This is a genomic window from Mycolicibacterium neoaurum, from assembly GCF_036946495.1.
In the GTDB taxonomy this organism is placed as follows: Bacteria; Actinomycetota; Actinomycetes; order Mycobacteriales; family Mycobacteriaceae; genus Mycobacterium; species Mycobacterium neoaurum_B.
This window is the reverse complement of the sequence record NZ_JAQIIX010000001.1, coordinates 860,645-872,757: the sequence shown is the minus strand read 5'-3', so window position 1 is coordinate 872,757 and position 12,113 is coordinate 860,645. Positions and strand designations below refer to the sequence as shown.

The following is a 12,113-nucleotide window of genomic DNA, read 5'->3' as shown; positions in this document are numbered from 1 at the left end:
CGCAGGTAGGCACCGTTCTCACGGCGCCTACCTTGCGTTCGGTACGCACGGTTTCCCTTGACTTTCCCTTGGACTATTTCGCGACGCTCAGCGGCCCGCGACGAGAGCCCAACGCGGACTTGCGCCGTGCGCGCCGGGCCATCGCACCGAGCGGACGCCGTCGAGCTGTACAACGCTGAGAAGGACGTGCTGACTGGTCTGCTCACGTACCGCCTGACGAACGCGGCCGACGCGATGCCGCAGAGCCTCGAATCGCAGACGATGGAGCTGGCGTCCGAAAATGGTGTGTCGGTGGCGATTCGCCCCGAAGCGCCGCACGACATCCTCGGCTACACGTTCCGCGACTACGACATCACCTCGCGGCTCACCCGGTTCTTCGTGCGCGATGCGTCGGCCGAACAGATCCGCGCCGCCGTGACGCGGATGCTCGAAGCCGACCGCACGACCATTCAATCTGTTGTGCTGCAGTGCATTTTCTCAGCGGCAGAGGGCCGCAACGAGTTCGCGCATCAGTGCCTCGGTGCGTACGACGGCACGAGCAACAGCAACCCATCGTCGTTCATGGGCAAGACGTTCAGCAGCGGCCACAGTCACCTGATCCCAACCGGCAGCGTGGATCTCGACAGCGAGGATCTCGAACTTGCCGCCAAGCACGTGACCGAGCACGGCTACGGGCTCGGTGGCGGTCGCGGCCAGCTCGTCGCGATGTTCAACCCGGAGGATGTCGAGGACTCAGCCCTGACGAGCTGGCGCGCCGGGGTCACCAATGCCAACTCGAAGAAGCCCAAGTACGACTTCATCCCGTCCGGGCAGGCACCGGCGTTCCTGACCGCCGAGCACCGTGTCGGCGCGGCACCGCCCGACGACATCGACGGCGTACCAGTTCTCGGCAGCTACGGCAAGGCGTATGTCGTTGAGAGCAAACTGATTCCGGCCGGGTACTTCGCCATCCGAGCACGCACGGCACGGATCATCAGGACAATGCGATTGGTTTTCGCGAACATCCCAGCGAAGAATGGCAGGGTTTCCGCATGATCGAGGGCAACATCGACCGCGAGCACCCGATCATCGAGTCGTTCGGTATGCGTTCGTTCGGTGTCGGCGTTCGCCGCCGTGGCGCGTTCGTCGTCTGCCTGCTCACAGCTTTCGGAAGCTACACCGCACCAACGTCCTTCGCGCTGTAGGCCGACGTGACGCAACCACAGCAGCAGCCCTACATGCCGCCGCTGCCACGTGACCCGCACCGCCCCGGCGATGACCCGTCAGAGCTAGGTATACGCGGTCATCAGGAACGGTTGGCGCGGAAGCGTATTGCGCCCGGTGACGGTGGACCGTACCGGGCGAAGGCACCGGCGATGAACCCGGACGGCCCGCAGCATCAGAGCGGGCATCCGGGGCGGCGACTCGCCCGATAGACGTAGCGGCGGCGCTGGCGCAGGTAGGCAATCCGCCCGAATTCTAGCCGGTGCCAGTGCTGCCGCTATCCGGCTGGTGCCGGCTGGGTGGTTAGGGGCGGAATGGCCTCGCCAGGAGCTTCTGTTTCGGCTCACCAACATCCTTGGCAATTATCTGCGCAAATACTCCTGCCCGGTGGTCGATCTTCCCCAGCAGTTCCGCAAACCGTTCCCAATCGCCTTGGTGCCAAATGCCCCTGTCGCGGACGAGCTTTTGCAGTTCCTTCTCAGTCACCGCGATGTAGAGGTGCCTGCATTCCGACGCTGACTCCGTGACACCTAAGATTGTCAGCGTCGTGCTGGCTGACAGGATGACCTCGCTTGCGGCAATGACTCGTTGAAGTATCCCGGTTGCATCGTCTGTGGAGCTTTCGTAGTCGAGCATTCTTCGATACTGCTCAGTTGCAGCGACCGTTCCGCTCATCGCTTCGGTTGCGAGTCGCAAGAGAGTGTCGCGTCGCCAGGACGCGCGGTCACGTTCATGTGCGGCTTCGCGGTCCGCTAGAGCACGGACCATCGCCGCGTCGCGGTCATCGTTGGCACGTTGCTGGGCCGACGTCCGGTCTGCCTCTGCTCGCCTATCTGCTGACCGCACGGTGAAGAAGAGCGTGACCATGGATGCCACGAAGAGCAACGCCGACCCGGCGAACGCCAGCCAAGCGGTCCAGCCTGTTCCAGAATTGACCGCGACCTCTACCGGCCACGGGATGTAGCAATAGTTTCCCCAACACTCCATCAGGTGACCTCCGGCGCGTCATTGTCGAACCACTCGCGCTGGATTCTGTTGATCTCAAGTCCCAAGATGTACACCGCATCGTAAGTGCACTGCTGGATGCCGGTGGCGTTGCGGTATGTCTGAACTCCGGGGTCGATTGGATCTAGGTATAGCCGCAGGCTTTCGAACCACTCTGTGCCCACAATGTTCGGTTCATCTGGGTTTAGGAAGGCACGTGATCCCTCCGGTTCATTCTGAAGGCCCTGAAGAAATCGCTCGGTTGCCTCGTAGGACGCCGCCAGTCCTTGCCTCCATTGTGTGATCTGCGCCCGCCTGACCGCTCTATCCTCCATTGTGAGCTCGTGCATGCGCTCCGCGTCCCGCAGGTCAATTTCGTGTGCGCGCTGGTCTTTCGCTTCTTCCCGCTGGGACCGGTTGTTTACAACCGCCAGGACGATAGCCACAACACCACTGATACCGGCACCGGCGAAACCGCCAATGAATGCTGCCGTACCTGCGTCCACGGCTAGCCCCACTCACAAAACAGGCCGCTGTTGAGCTCCATGAATACTGGCTTGCGGTTGCCGTTAACTTCCTCGACTACAAGGGCCAGAATCTCGTGGCCTTCCTGCGGGTGGGGCCCACGCACCGCAGCGATGATCTTCACTTTGCCTGTGTCGATTGGGTCATCGATCGTCATGCCGGCCCATTTCCACAGGTCGGTAGCCGCGACATACACAGGTTCGCGGCCGTCACTGACAGCCGTTAGGCGATGCACAAGGTTTCCGGGCGACTCGTCCTTTGAGCCCTCGTGGTCAATCGCCGAGATGTGGAATGTGATCCGAATGCGCAGATTCGGCTCGTCGTCGACCACCTCAGTAATTGTTGCCCGGTGATACTCCACCGACCCAGCCCCATTGACCTGGACGGGTATCGCGATCTCATCCCCGCTTTGCAGCAGACAAACGAGTGTGGGCCTGCTCAATGCGACAAGGTCTGCCATGCGTCGAATTTTCCCAGGCGTCACCGACAGGTTCTCGACAGACGCGCCGTTTGTCAGCCGATTAGAGGACCAATTCGCCGTGAAAACGCGGCGTGGACCCGCGCCAGGGCGGCGGGCGAGCGGTCCGCGAAGGCGTAGCGGTACAGGGCCGCCAGGGTGTCGTCATCAAGACCGGTGCACGTGACGATGCCGTCGCCTGCGTCGGCCCCCGCGATGCACCATTGTAGCGCGGCGCGCAGCTCGGCAACGTGCTCATCGCGGGTGAGCTGCCCCGTTGCGGCAACTACCGACATGGCGGACCTCCTACGACCTGTGTACGCCTGCGCGCGGACACCTGCGCGGTTCCCTTGAACTGCCCTCATCGCGGCCTGTAGCTCGGCCGTTTGTAGTCGCCGGTGGAGGTGACCGGCCGACCCGATTAGCCCTGATAGGGCTATCCCTGAGCGGGTTATTGCGGTCGGTCCGCAGAGGCAGGCGAGTTGCCGATGCGGGGGAGCACCGGCCTGCAAAGCCGTTTACACGGGTTCGAATCCCGTCACTCGCTCGTAGCCTTGTCAACGGCTATCGGTCTCCGGCCGCCGCCGGATCAGATCCGCCGGCGGAGACCGAGCTCGTCCAGAAGCACCCGAACGCGGCGTTCGATATCGTCTCGGATGGGACGGACCGCGTCGATGTCTCGGTCGGCCGGATCGGCGAGTTCCCAGTTCTCGTAACGCTTGCCGGGAATGTAGGGGCATTCGTCCCCGCAGCCCATGGACACCACGACATCCACCGCTTCGACGATGTCGTGGGTCCACCGCTGCGGCTGCCGACCGGAAATGTCGATGTTCTTTTCGGCCATCGCGGCCACGGCGGCAGGGTTCAGAGCGGCGGCCGGCTCTGATCCACCCGAGTACACGTCCGCCCTGTTCTCGGCGAGGTGGCGGAAGAAACCCACGGCCATCTGGGAACGTCCGGCATTGTGGGTGCAGAGAAACAGCACTGCAGGTCTGGTGTCGCTCATGTCGTCGGTGCTTGCGTCTGAGGCCAGAAGCGCTTGCGCAGGAACAGGGATACGTAGACGAGGGCGACCAGGACCGGCACTTCGATCAGCGGGCCGACCACCCCGGCGAGTGCCTGGCCGGAACTGGCTCCGTAGGTGGCGATGGCCACGGCGATGGCGAGCTCGAAATTGTTGCCGGCCGCGGTGAACGCGAGCGTGGTGGTGCGCTCGTAGCCCAGCCCGAGCGCGGCCCCGAGCAGATATCCACCACCCCACATGACGGCGAAGTAGATCAGCAGCGGAACGGCGATGCGCAGCACGTCGAGTGGGCGGCTGGTGATCTGCTCGCCTTGCAGCGCAAAGAGAATGACGATGGTGAACAGCAGGCCGTAGAGCGCCCACGGCCCGATCCTGGGCAGGTATCGGGTTTCGTACCAGGTGCGGCCTTTGGCTTTCTCGCCCAGTCGCCGGGACAGGTAACCCGCCAGCAGCGGGATACCCAGAAAGATCAGCACCGATTGGGCGATCTGCCAGGGGGAGGCGCTGATGAACGCGGTGTCCCAGCCCAGCCAGCCCGGCAATACCGAGAGGTAGAACCAGCCCAGTGCGGCGGACATGACAACCTGGAACAGCGAGTTGAGCGCGACCAGCACGGCGGCTGCCTCCCGGTCGCCACAGGCCAGGTCGTTCCAGATGATGACCATGGCGATGCAGCGCGCCAGGCCGACGATGATCAGCCCGGTGCGGTATTCGGGCAGATCGGGCACCAGCAGCCAGGCCAGCGCGAACATCAGCGCGGGACCGATCAACCAGTTCAGGACAAGCGAACTCAGCAACAGCTTGCGGTCGCCGGTGACGGTATCCAGCCGGTCGTAACGGACCTTCGCCAGGACGGGATACATCATGATCAGTAGGCCGAGGGCAATCGGGACCGAAATGCCCTGCACCTGAACACTGTTGAGCGCGGTGTCGATGCCGGGAACCAGCCGGCCCAGAAGTAGACCGGCGACCATGGCCACACCGATCCAGACCGGGAGGAATCGATCGAGCGTCGAGAGTTTCCCGACGACGGCGGATCCGCTCTGGGCATCGGTCTGGTGTGTCATGCCGAAGCGGGCGTGCTGTCAGCGGTGCAGCACGTTCCCGTGGCGCTGCCATCGGTGCCCAGGGCTGTGGAGCTGGTGCCGAACGTGTCGGAATCGGCCAGCACGGTGTAGACCTCCCATTTTTCACCCGCCGGGCCGGTCACCCAGACCTTGTCCTGGGTGGCGAAACAGCAGGTGGTGCCGATTTCCTCTTCGGTGAACATGCCTTCGTCGGTCAGGCGGGCAATCTCGGCGTGGACAGCCTGGCTGGATTCGACTTCGACACCGAGGTGATTGATGGTTCCGCCGTGGCCGGGATTCTCGATGAGCACGAGTTTCAGCGAGGGTTCGGTGACCGCGAAGTTGGCGTATCCCGGTTTCACTTTCGCCGGGGAGGTGTTGAACAGCTTGGAGTAGAACGTGATGGCAAGGTCGAGGTCATCGACATTGAGGGCGAGTTGGGCGCGGGACATGACCGCCTCCTACCTTTGTGGCTTATATCGAACTACTGGCAGCGCCGATCCTGCCACCTCTTCGATATTTGTCAATAAGGTATGGCAGGATGGATTCATGCCGAAAGCGCTGCCGACCATCGATGTCTCCGCGCCGGTCTGCTGCACGCCGGTCGCCGCCGGCCCGGTCGGAGACGATGCCGCGTTGGAGATTGCCTTGCGCCTCAAAGCGTTGGCTGATCCGGTGCGGGTCAAATTGATGTCATTGTTGTTCAGCAGCAGCGAAGGCGAGGTGTGTGGTTGCGACCTGGCGGCGGCGGTGGAGCTGTCGGAATCGACTGTCAGCCATCACCTGTCACAGCTGCGGCGGGCGGGCTTCGTCGAGTCGGAGCGGCGCGGAATGAATGTCTACCATCGCGCTCGCCACGAGTCCCTGATCGCCCTGTGTTCGGTGCTCGACCCTAACTGTTGCCGTTAGCTCACCGGGGCCGTCGCCGGTGCGGGGATGCGAACTCAGCGGATCTCACCGACCGGTGACGACCACGTCATCCCAGGTCGCGGTGATCTCGGCGGTGTCGACACCGATCGTCTCGCGCAGCACGACCGCCGCGTCACGGCGCAGTGAATCACCGTCCTGCAGATAGGTGTGTCGGCGCTGCTCGGCGCCGATGCCGATGAGATGAATATGGACCGCGGTGAGGACATCGTCCTGAACGCTGAGCTCGACATCGGCGACGGCCGCGGCGACCTCGGCCGCCGGCTCGGCCAGCGCCCAGGTGAGCAGCTTGGCCAATGCAATATGCGTGACGCCGATCCCCTTGCGTGCGGTGCGGATCAGCTTGCCGCGCCGCGGTAAGGCCGAGATGCGTTGGGCGATACCGCTTCGTAGCTCGGTGAGCGCAGAACCGGTTTCGGCCCAACGGTTGTCGCTCTCGACTTCGGATTCGTGCAAACCGACAAATCGGCGGGTGGCGTCGGCGATCCAGGCCGCCGCCTCGGCGGTGGCTTCGTAATCATCGCGCGCTGCCGTGCTCATATGGTCTCCAGTCTTGCGCACCGGGGCACCGCTGTAAAACCGGCCGGTCGTCCTCATGGTCGGAACTCCTCCAGGGTGGTGGCGAGACGTTTCCGGGTGCGCTGCAACAATCCACGGACCGAACCCTCGGTCGTATGCAGCACTGTCGCGATTTCGGCCACCGGCAGGTCGTACACCTCCCGGAGCCACCAGGCGGCGCGCGCGGGATAGGGAAGCTTGGCCAGTTCGCGGTTGAGGGCGGTTAAAAACGCGGCGTGTTCGGCCCGCTGGCCTGGGCCCGGTCGGAAGTCGGGGGTCTCCGGGGCCGAGTCCAGGTCGGTCTGCGGTCGCCGGCGGCGCATCGCATCGATGGTCTTGCGGGACGCCAAGGAGTACAGCCACGTTCGGAACGCGGAGCGGAATGCGAAGTTGGGCAGCGCCTTCCACGCGGCGATGAAGGTTTCCTGCACGATATCGTCGCAGTCGCCGGACTCTGGATACGTTTGCCTGACAAATTTCAGCAACGCCGATGCGTGGCGCGTGACCAACACGTCGAACGCTGCCGTATCACCCCGCTGAGCGCGTCGGGCGAGCGTCTCATCGGGCAGCGAGTCGAGCACTCCGGTCTTGTTGTCCACTTAGCGCACATTTCAAACCCGCTGTGTTCTACATCTCTCGCGCGTGCGCTCCGTGCCCGCACCCCCGACTAACCATGTGAGCCGGACAAAACGTTCCGAGCTGGAATAACTCGTGAAGGAGACTCGCATGACCACCGCAGCACCGTCCCGTGAGGTCAGCTCCGCAGCCAAGACGGAAAGCGCAGGCAAGGAGTTGGAGAAGCTGGCTTCCGACCATGGCGTCACCACCATCGCCGACGTCGTCGTGTCCAAGATCGCCGGTATCGCGACCCGCGAGGTCGACGGCGTCTACGACCTCGGGGGCCAGGCCGCGCGAGTGGTGGGGAAACTGCGGGAGACTTTGCCCGGCACCCAGAACCTCACTCAGGGCGTCAACGTCGAAGTCGGCGAGCGCCAGGCGGCCGTCGATATCGGCATCGTCGCCGAGTACGGGGTGGCCATCCACGATCTCGCCGACGGCATCCGCAACAACGTCATCTCCGCGGTCGAGAACATGACCGGCCTCGAGGTGACCGAGGTCAACATCACCGTGCACGACGTGCACTTCGCCGATGACGACAACGGCGAGGAGACCGCGACCGACGCGCAACCCCGCGTCCAGTGAGCGCCGCGAGCGAGCGGGTCGATCGCGTCGTCGCGGCGGTGACCGCCGTCGACGGCGTGGTCGGCCTGCACTCGGGCCCCGGCGTCCCGACCACATATCTGCCCGGCCGCACGGTCGGGGGAATCAGGTTGGGCTCCCAGGACGGCAAGGTCCACGTCGTCCTTGCACTCCGGGGAAACCTGCTCGACACCGCCACCCAGGTACAGCAGGTCGCAAGCTCTGCCGCCGGGGTGCCGGTGGACGTGGTGGTGGGAGATGTGGCGGCCCCGTGATGGAGCCGACGGAAGCTTTACCCAAGAGGAGAAGACAATGACTGAGAAGTACGTGATACCAGGGCTTTTCGCGGGCCTGCTGGTGGCCATCGCGGCGGTAACCGGTGGGCTGATCGGCTTCCTGCTGGCCTTGGTGCTCGGTGCCGCGGGCGCGGCCATCGGTGCCCACCTCGACGGCACCATCGATCTGACCGCGCTCGGTCGCAGGTCGGGGAGCTGACCATGACCAGCGAGGCGGTGACGCGATTGGCGGAGCCGACCACCCGTGGGCGCACGCAGATCGACGACCGGGTGCGCGAACGAGTGATCGAACGCGCCGTCCTGGCCACGCCCGGTGTGGTCGCACATCGGACGATGGTTCCTGGGCGGACATTGCCCTCGGTCAGTATCGCCGATCACACGGCGGGTGTGGACGTTCAGATCGCCGCGGCGTGGCCGCTCGACAGCGCCACGGTGCTGGCTTCGGCGCGCTCGGCAGTGGTGCGTGAACTCGCCACCACCCTCGGCGAGCATCCTGATCGGGTCGAAGTGACCATCGCCCGCGTCGAGTCTGATCGGACACCCGCCCAGGTCGCTGATGCCTACTCGGATGCTGAGGCACCGCCGCCCGAGGCGGTCGGTATCGCGCCCCGCCGCTTCGCTCCGCGCCGGATCGCCGGCGCCACCTACTGCGGTGTGATCGTCGCAGTCCTGCTGATGGCGCTCGGCGCGATGGCCATCCGGGACGCATTGACACCCGAGGATCCGTGGATCGCGCCCGCGCTCTCGGCGCTGGCCGGTGTCCGTTGGCAATGGTGGACCTCGCCGGCGGCCGTCATGGCAGCGCTGATCGGTGCGCTCCTGCTGATCACCGCTGTCAAACCGCGCAAGCGCACCCACGAACCCGTCGACGACCTCGTCTGGGTTCGGCGCGGCCGGCAACGGCAATGGATCGACGAACAGAACTTCGCCGATGACGGGGGGAGTGTGCGATGAGCACGTCACTGCGCGTATTCGACCGCGTACTCACGGGTTTATTGGCCGTGCTGATACTCACCGGAGCGGCATGGGTCATCGGCTACGGCGCCGATGTCGCCGTGGCCAGGGATACCGCGGCGCGTATCGACGCGGCAGCGTTGGGACGGGCGAGCGAATGGCACCTGTGGTCGCTTACCCTCGGCGCCGCTGGGGCAGTTCTGCTGCTGATCGGTGCCTGGCTGGTCCTGCTGCATCTGCGGCCGCGGTCGGTGCGCGAGGTGACCACCGACCACGTCGGAGCTGTCGATCTGGCCCGGTTGGCCGATGCGGCTGCCGAAGATCTGGGTAACCATCCCGCGGTGTCGTCGGCGAAGGCGGTCACCCGCACCGTGGCCGGACGGCCGGTGGTTCGCATCAGCGCCGTCTTCCCGGCGCCTACCGATCGCGCCCGGATCCGCCAACTCGCGCACCGGTGCGCGCACGATCTCCGCCGCGCCGCCGACACCGAACTCGAATTCCAACTGCTGGCCGAACAGGCAGCGGGATAAGCCGAGGCCGCAGATTCCTGCGGGCTCAGACACGAAAGGGAGAGAAGAATGGGAATCGCCGACAACGCCAAGAACAAGGCCGAGGATCTCAAGGGCCAGGCCAAGGAGAAGGTCGGTTCGGCCACCGGCAACTCCGATCTGGAGTCCGAAGGCCAGGTCGATCAGGCCGTCGCCGCGGTCAAGGACCACCTCACCAATGCCGCCGACAAGGTCAAGGATGGTGTGGAGGCCGTCAAGGACAAGCTCACCGGTAAGTGAGATCGCCTGACACACAGGTAAATCGATACACGGGCGGTACCGGGAAGCGTCCCGGTACCGCCCGTGCTCGGTCGTGGCCGGATCGTGTCACCCCGCTGCCAGCAAACGCGACATCCCCGCATCGCGTGCTGTGCATCATGGTGTCGGACATCACCGGAGCGGGGGTGCTGCGATACGGGAGATCGGGCTGCTGGCCTGGTCATCTCGGTCACGGGACGGTTTGCGCAGGGCTCGTGGGGGCTACGATTCGGTGAGACGAACACCGCCGAGGTGTCGCCTGCCGCGGGTCGTGTGGCCAATTGCGCCCGTGCCCGTCGGGCAAGGCGTTAGGGTCTCGGTGGCTAGCTATCGATTTGACATCGAACTTGGAGGGCATGAATGAGCGCCTATCGGACCGTCGTGGTCGGCACGGACGGATCGGACTCGTCGTTGCGTGCGGTGGATCGTGCGGGCGAGATCGCCGCGGGGTCTGGAGCGAAAGTGGTTATCGCCACCGCATACTTCCCGCAGAGCGAGGACCATCACGCCGCCGACGTGTTGAAGGACGAGGGCTACAAAACCACCGGCAACGCGCCGATCTACGCAATCCTGCGTGAAGCCACCGACCGGGCCAAGGCCGCCGGTGCCAAAGAGGTCGAGGAGAAGGCCATCGTCGGTGCGCCCGTCGATGCGCTGGTCGACCTCGCCGAACAGGTCAAGGCCGACCTGCTGGTCGTCGGCAACGTGGGCCTGAGCACCATTGCCGGTCGCCTGCTCGGATCGGTGCCCGCCAATGTCGCGCGCCGATCCAAGGTGGACGTGCTGATCGTGCACACGTCCTGATCGCTTTCGTTGCCCGAGGCCCGGTGTCCACCACAGTATGGGCGCCGGGCTTTCTGCTGTCCGGTCGGTGTTCGGTTCGTGTACTGGTCACCAGCCCATCGACCCGGGGATGCCTTTGAACGGCCCCCGGACCCAACTGGTGATCCATCCGCCGTAAAAGCCGCCCGGCTGGGGCAGCACGGTCTCGCCGTTGACCGTGCACCGGTCCACCGCGGCGGCCATCACCGCGATCGCACCGGCGATGGGTTCGAAACCACGGGTCGGCCTCGGGTAGGTCCAGGCCGCGCGCTCACTGACGGAATCCCCCGACACCAGGTCGAAGTAGCTCGCTTGCCCCTTCCACTCGCACCAGGACGAGCCGTTGGCCGCGCGCAGGGCACCGGGCCGAAACGCCTCTGCCGGCAGGTAATACGTCGGCGGATGACTGGTTTCCAGCACGCGCCAACCGCGCTCGGTCGTGGCGATCTCGGTCCCGCCGAGCTCGACGGTGATCGAGCCCCGGAACTCCTCGAGCCGCGGCGGGCGGGGGTAATTCCACACCGACTCCTGACCCGGGCCGGGCTTCTCAGGAACCGGTTTCACCAGCCGCGCTCCTTCCACTCCGCCAGGTGGGGGCGTTCGGCACCGAGGGTGGTGTCGTCACCGTGTCCGGGGTAGACCACGGTCGAATCCGGGTACACGGCGAACAACTTGTCGGATACGTCGCCGAGCAACCGGTCGAAGTCACCGTCCTTCCAGGTCTTGCCGACCCCGCCGGGGAACAGGCAGTCCCCGGTGAACAGGTGGGTCGTTTCGCCGTCGGCGCCCGTCAAGGCGAGGGCAACCGAGCCCTCGGTATGGCCCTGGAGGTGGATCACGATGAAGGTGAGCTTTCCGACGGTCACGGTGTCGCCGTCGGCAAGGATGCGGTCGGGGGTGACCGGTAATGGTTCGGCATCCAGCGCATGTGCCGCGGTCGGCGCCGCGGTGGCCTTCGCCACCCGCTCCAGGGCCTGCCAATGGTCGTAGTGCTGGTGGGTGGTCACGATCAGGGCGACGTCCGGGGCCTGCTCGGCGATCAGTGTGAGCAGAGCATCGCCGTCGTTCGCGGCGTCGATGAGCAGTGTCTTGCCCGTCGAGGAACAGGTCACCAGGTAGGCGTTGTTGTCCATGGGGCCGACGGAGGCCTTGATGATCGTCGCCGCGGGCAGGGTGCGCCGAGCGGCGGTGCCACTGTCGACGTGGCCGGTGTAGGACTCGCTGAGCGGGATCTGAGGGCTGGTCACACCCCCACGCTATCCGGCTCGACTCGGGCTTGTCGGTGGGTGC

The 12,113-nt window shown here is 65.1% G+C and carries 21 protein-coding genes; 10 read left to right on the top strand and 11 right to left on the bottom strand.

Translation table 11 applies throughout. The features are described 5' to 3' along the window. Window positions 1-126: 126 nt before the first annotated feature. Window positions 127-1,035, top strand: coding sequence for a hypothetical protein (locus PGN27_RS04075; RefSeq protein WP_335324940.1), 909 nt, complete (start codon window positions 127-129; stop codon window positions 1,033-1,035). After that, window positions 1,032-1,184, top strand: coding sequence for a hypothetical protein (locus PGN27_RS04070; protein ID WP_335324939.1), 153 nt, complete (start codon window positions 1,032-1,034; stop codon window positions 1,182-1,184). The genes PGN27_RS04075 and PGN27_RS04070 overlap by 4 nt, the downstream gene beginning before the upstream one ends. Before the next feature lie 322 nt (window positions 1,185-1,506). On the opposite strand, the gene PGN27_RS04065 is transcribed toward PGN27_RS04070, so the two are convergent. The 7 genes from PGN27_RS04065 to PGN27_RS04035 form a co-directional block, all read right to left on the bottom strand. Next, the gene (locus PGN27_RS04065; protein WP_335324938.1) at window positions 1,507-2,070 is read right to left on the bottom strand and encodes a hypothetical protein; all 564 of its coding nucleotides are present in this window, start codon (window positions 2,068-2,070) and stop codon (window positions 1,507-1,509) included. A 119-nt stretch (window positions 2,071-2,189) separates the two neighbouring features. After that, entirely contained in the window at window positions 2,190-2,693 is a 504-nt protein-coding gene (locus PGN27_RS04060) for a hypothetical protein (protein ID WP_335324937.1), read from the bottom strand. Between the two features lie 2 nt (window positions 2,694-2,695). Further along, window positions 2,696-3,172, bottom strand: a complete 477-nt coding sequence (locus tag PGN27_RS04055; protein ID WP_335324936.1) for a hypothetical protein — start codon at window positions 3,170-3,172, stop codon at window positions 2,696-2,698. 53 nt (window positions 3,173-3,225) lie between these two features. Continuing rightward, window positions 3,226-3,465, bottom strand: a complete 240-nt coding sequence (locus PGN27_RS04050) for a hypothetical protein (protein ID WP_335324935.1) — start codon at window positions 3,463-3,465, stop codon at window positions 3,226-3,228. Between the two features lie 293 nt (window positions 3,466-3,758). Next, window positions 3,759-4,175: an arsenate reductase ArsC gene (locus PGN27_RS04045; RefSeq protein WP_335324934.1), complete on the bottom strand. Its 417-nt coding sequence runs from the start codon at window positions 4,173-4,175 to the stop codon at window positions 3,759-3,761. Further along, entirely contained in the window at window positions 4,172-5,260 is a 1,089-nt protein-coding gene (gene arsB / locus PGN27_RS04040) for an ACR3 family arsenite efflux transporter (RefSeq protein WP_335324933.1), read from the bottom strand. The genes PGN27_RS04045 and arsB overlap by 4 nt, the downstream gene beginning before the upstream one ends. Continuing rightward, window positions 5,257-5,712, bottom strand: coding sequence for an ArsI/CadI family heavy metal resistance metalloenzyme (locus tag PGN27_RS04035; RefSeq protein WP_335324932.1), 456 nt, complete (start codon window positions 5,710-5,712; stop codon window positions 5,257-5,259). The genes arsB and PGN27_RS04035 overlap by 4 nt, the downstream gene beginning before the upstream one ends. A gap of 97 nt (window positions 5,713-5,809) precedes the next feature. Here PGN27_RS04035 and PGN27_RS04030 point away from each other — a divergent pair, with 97 nt between their 5' ends. Then, entirely contained in the window at window positions 5,810-6,169 is a 360-nt protein-coding gene (locus PGN27_RS04030) for an Rv2640c family ArsR-like transcriptional regulator (RefSeq protein WP_335324931.1), read from the top strand. 45 nt (window positions 6,170-6,214) lie between these two features. On the opposite strand, the gene PGN27_RS04025 is transcribed toward PGN27_RS04030, so the two are convergent. Beyond that, window positions 6,215-6,727 carry a hypothetical protein gene (locus PGN27_RS04025; RefSeq protein WP_335324930.1) on the bottom strand — a complete coding sequence of 171 codons (513 nt, stop codon included), beginning with the start codon at window positions 6,725-6,727 and terminating at the stop codon, window positions 6,215-6,217. Window positions 6,728-6,780: 53 nt separating this feature from the next. After that, entirely contained in the window at window positions 6,781-7,344 is a 564-nt protein-coding gene (locus tag PGN27_RS04020) for an RNA polymerase sigma factor (protein WP_335324929.1), read from the bottom strand. Window positions 7,345-7,471: 127 nt separating this feature from the next. On the opposite strand from PGN27_RS04020, the gene PGN27_RS04015 reads away from it, so the two are divergent. The 7 genes from PGN27_RS04015 (at window position 7,472) to PGN27_RS03985 (ending at window position 10,805) form a co-directional block, all read left to right on the top strand. Continuing rightward, window positions 7,472-7,948, top strand: a complete 477-nt coding sequence (locus PGN27_RS04015; protein WP_335324928.1) for an Asp23/Gls24 family envelope stress response protein — start codon at window positions 7,472-7,474, stop codon at window positions 7,946-7,948. Further along, window positions 7,945-8,220, top strand: a complete 276-nt coding sequence (locus PGN27_RS04010; protein WP_335324927.1) for a hypothetical protein — start codon at window positions 7,945-7,947, stop codon at window positions 8,218-8,220. The genes PGN27_RS04015 and PGN27_RS04010 overlap by 4 nt, the downstream gene beginning before the upstream one ends. A 37-nt stretch (window positions 8,221-8,257) precedes the next feature. Beyond that, the gene (locus tag PGN27_RS04005) at window positions 8,258-8,440 is read left to right on the top strand and encodes a DUF2273 domain-containing protein (RefSeq protein ID WP_023985938.1); all 183 of its coding nucleotides are present in this window, start codon (window positions 8,258-8,260) and stop codon (window positions 8,438-8,440) included. A gap of 2 nt (window positions 8,441-8,442) precedes the next feature. Then, window positions 8,443-9,195 carry an Asp23/Gls24 family envelope stress response protein gene (locus PGN27_RS04000; protein WP_335324926.1) on the top strand — a complete coding sequence of 251 codons (753 nt, stop codon included), beginning with the start codon at window positions 8,443-8,445 and terminating at the stop codon, window positions 9,193-9,195. Further along, window positions 9,192-9,725, top strand: coding sequence for a hypothetical protein (locus PGN27_RS03995; protein WP_335324925.1), 534 nt, complete (start codon window positions 9,192-9,194; stop codon window positions 9,723-9,725). Before PGN27_RS04000 ends, PGN27_RS03995 begins: the two co-directional genes overlap by 4 nt. 48 nt (window positions 9,726-9,773) lie before the next feature. Next, window positions 9,774-9,983, top strand: a complete 210-nt coding sequence (locus PGN27_RS03990) for a CsbD family protein (RefSeq protein ID WP_019511519.1) — start codon at window positions 9,774-9,776, stop codon at window positions 9,981-9,983. 378 nt (window positions 9,984-10,361) lie between these two features. Beyond that, window positions 10,362-10,805: a universal stress protein gene (locus tag PGN27_RS03985; protein WP_335324924.1), complete on the top strand. Its 444-nt coding sequence runs from the start codon at window positions 10,362-10,364 to the stop codon at window positions 10,803-10,805. A gap of 87 nt (window positions 10,806-10,892) precedes the next feature. Here PGN27_RS03985 and PGN27_RS03980 read toward each other — a convergent pair whose 3' ends face one another. Then, window positions 10,893-11,387: a DUF427 domain-containing protein gene (locus PGN27_RS03980; RefSeq protein WP_335324923.1), complete on the bottom strand. Its 495-nt coding sequence runs from the start codon at window positions 11,385-11,387 to the stop codon at window positions 10,893-10,895. Next, window positions 11,384-12,070: an MBL fold metallo-hydrolase gene (locus tag PGN27_RS03975; RefSeq protein WP_335324922.1), complete on the bottom strand. Its 687-nt coding sequence runs from the start codon at window positions 12,068-12,070 to the stop codon at window positions 11,384-11,386. The genes PGN27_RS03980 and PGN27_RS03975 overlap by 4 nt, the downstream gene beginning before the upstream one ends. Between the last annotated feature and the right edge of the window lie 43 nt (window positions 12,071-12,113).

Bases quoted from the DNA above. Each gene is read 5' to 3' on its own strand.
- PGN27_RS04025 (WP_335324930.1), bottom strand. From the start codon at position 6,727: ATGAGCACGGCAGCGCGCGATGATTACGAAGCCACCGCCGAGGCGGCG.
- PGN27_RS03990 (WP_019511519.1), top strand. From the start codon at position 9,774: ATGGGAATCGCCGACAACGCCAAGAACAAGGCCGAGGATCTCAAGGGC.
- arsB (WP_335324933.1), bottom strand. From the start codon at position 5,260: ATGACACACCAGACCGATGCCCAGAGCGGATCCGCCGTCGTCGGGAAA.
- PGN27_RS04045 (WP_335324934.1), bottom strand. From the start codon at position 4,175: ATGAGCGACACCAGACCTGCAGTGCTGTTTCTCTGCACCCACAATGCC.
- PGN27_RS04050 (WP_335324935.1), bottom strand. From the start codon at position 3,465: ATGTCGGTAGTTGCCGCAACGGGGCAGCTCACCCGCGATGAGCACGTT.
- PGN27_RS04015 (WP_335324928.1), top strand. From the start codon at position 7,472: ATGACCACCGCAGCACCGTCCCGTGAGGTCAGCTCCGCAGCCAAGACG.
- PGN27_RS04065 (WP_335324938.1), bottom strand. From the start codon at position 2,070: ATGGTCACGCTCTTCTTCACCGTGCGGTCAGCAGATAGGCGAGCAGAG.
- PGN27_RS04000 (WP_335324926.1), top strand. From the start codon at position 8,443: ATGACCAGCGAGGCGGTGACGCGATTGGCGGAGCCGACCACCCGTGGG.
- PGN27_RS04030 (WP_335324931.1), top strand. From the start codon at position 5,810: ATGCCGAAAGCGCTGCCGACCATCGATGTCTCCGCGCCGGTCTGCTGC.
- PGN27_RS04035 (WP_335324932.1), bottom strand. From the start codon at position 5,712: ATGTCCCGCGCCCAACTCGCCCTCAATGTCGATGACCTCGACCTTGCC.
- PGN27_RS04005 (WP_023985938.1), top strand. From the start codon at position 8,258: ATGACTGAGAAGTACGTGATACCAGGGCTTTTCGCGGGCCTGCTGGTG.
- PGN27_RS04055 (WP_335324936.1), bottom strand. From the start codon at position 3,172: ATGGCAGACCTTGTCGCATTGAGCAGGCCCACACTCGTTTGTCTGCTG.
- PGN27_RS03985 (WP_335324924.1), top strand. From the start codon at position 10,362: ATGAGCGCCTATCGGACCGTCGTGGTCGGCACGGACGGATCGGACTCG.
- PGN27_RS04070 (WP_335324939.1), top strand. From the start codon at position 1,032: ATGATCGAGGGCAACATCGACCGCGAGCACCCGATCATCGAGTCGTTC.
- PGN27_RS03995 (WP_335324925.1), top strand. From the start codon at position 9,192: ATGAGCACGTCACTGCGCGTATTCGACCGCGTACTCACGGGTTTATTG.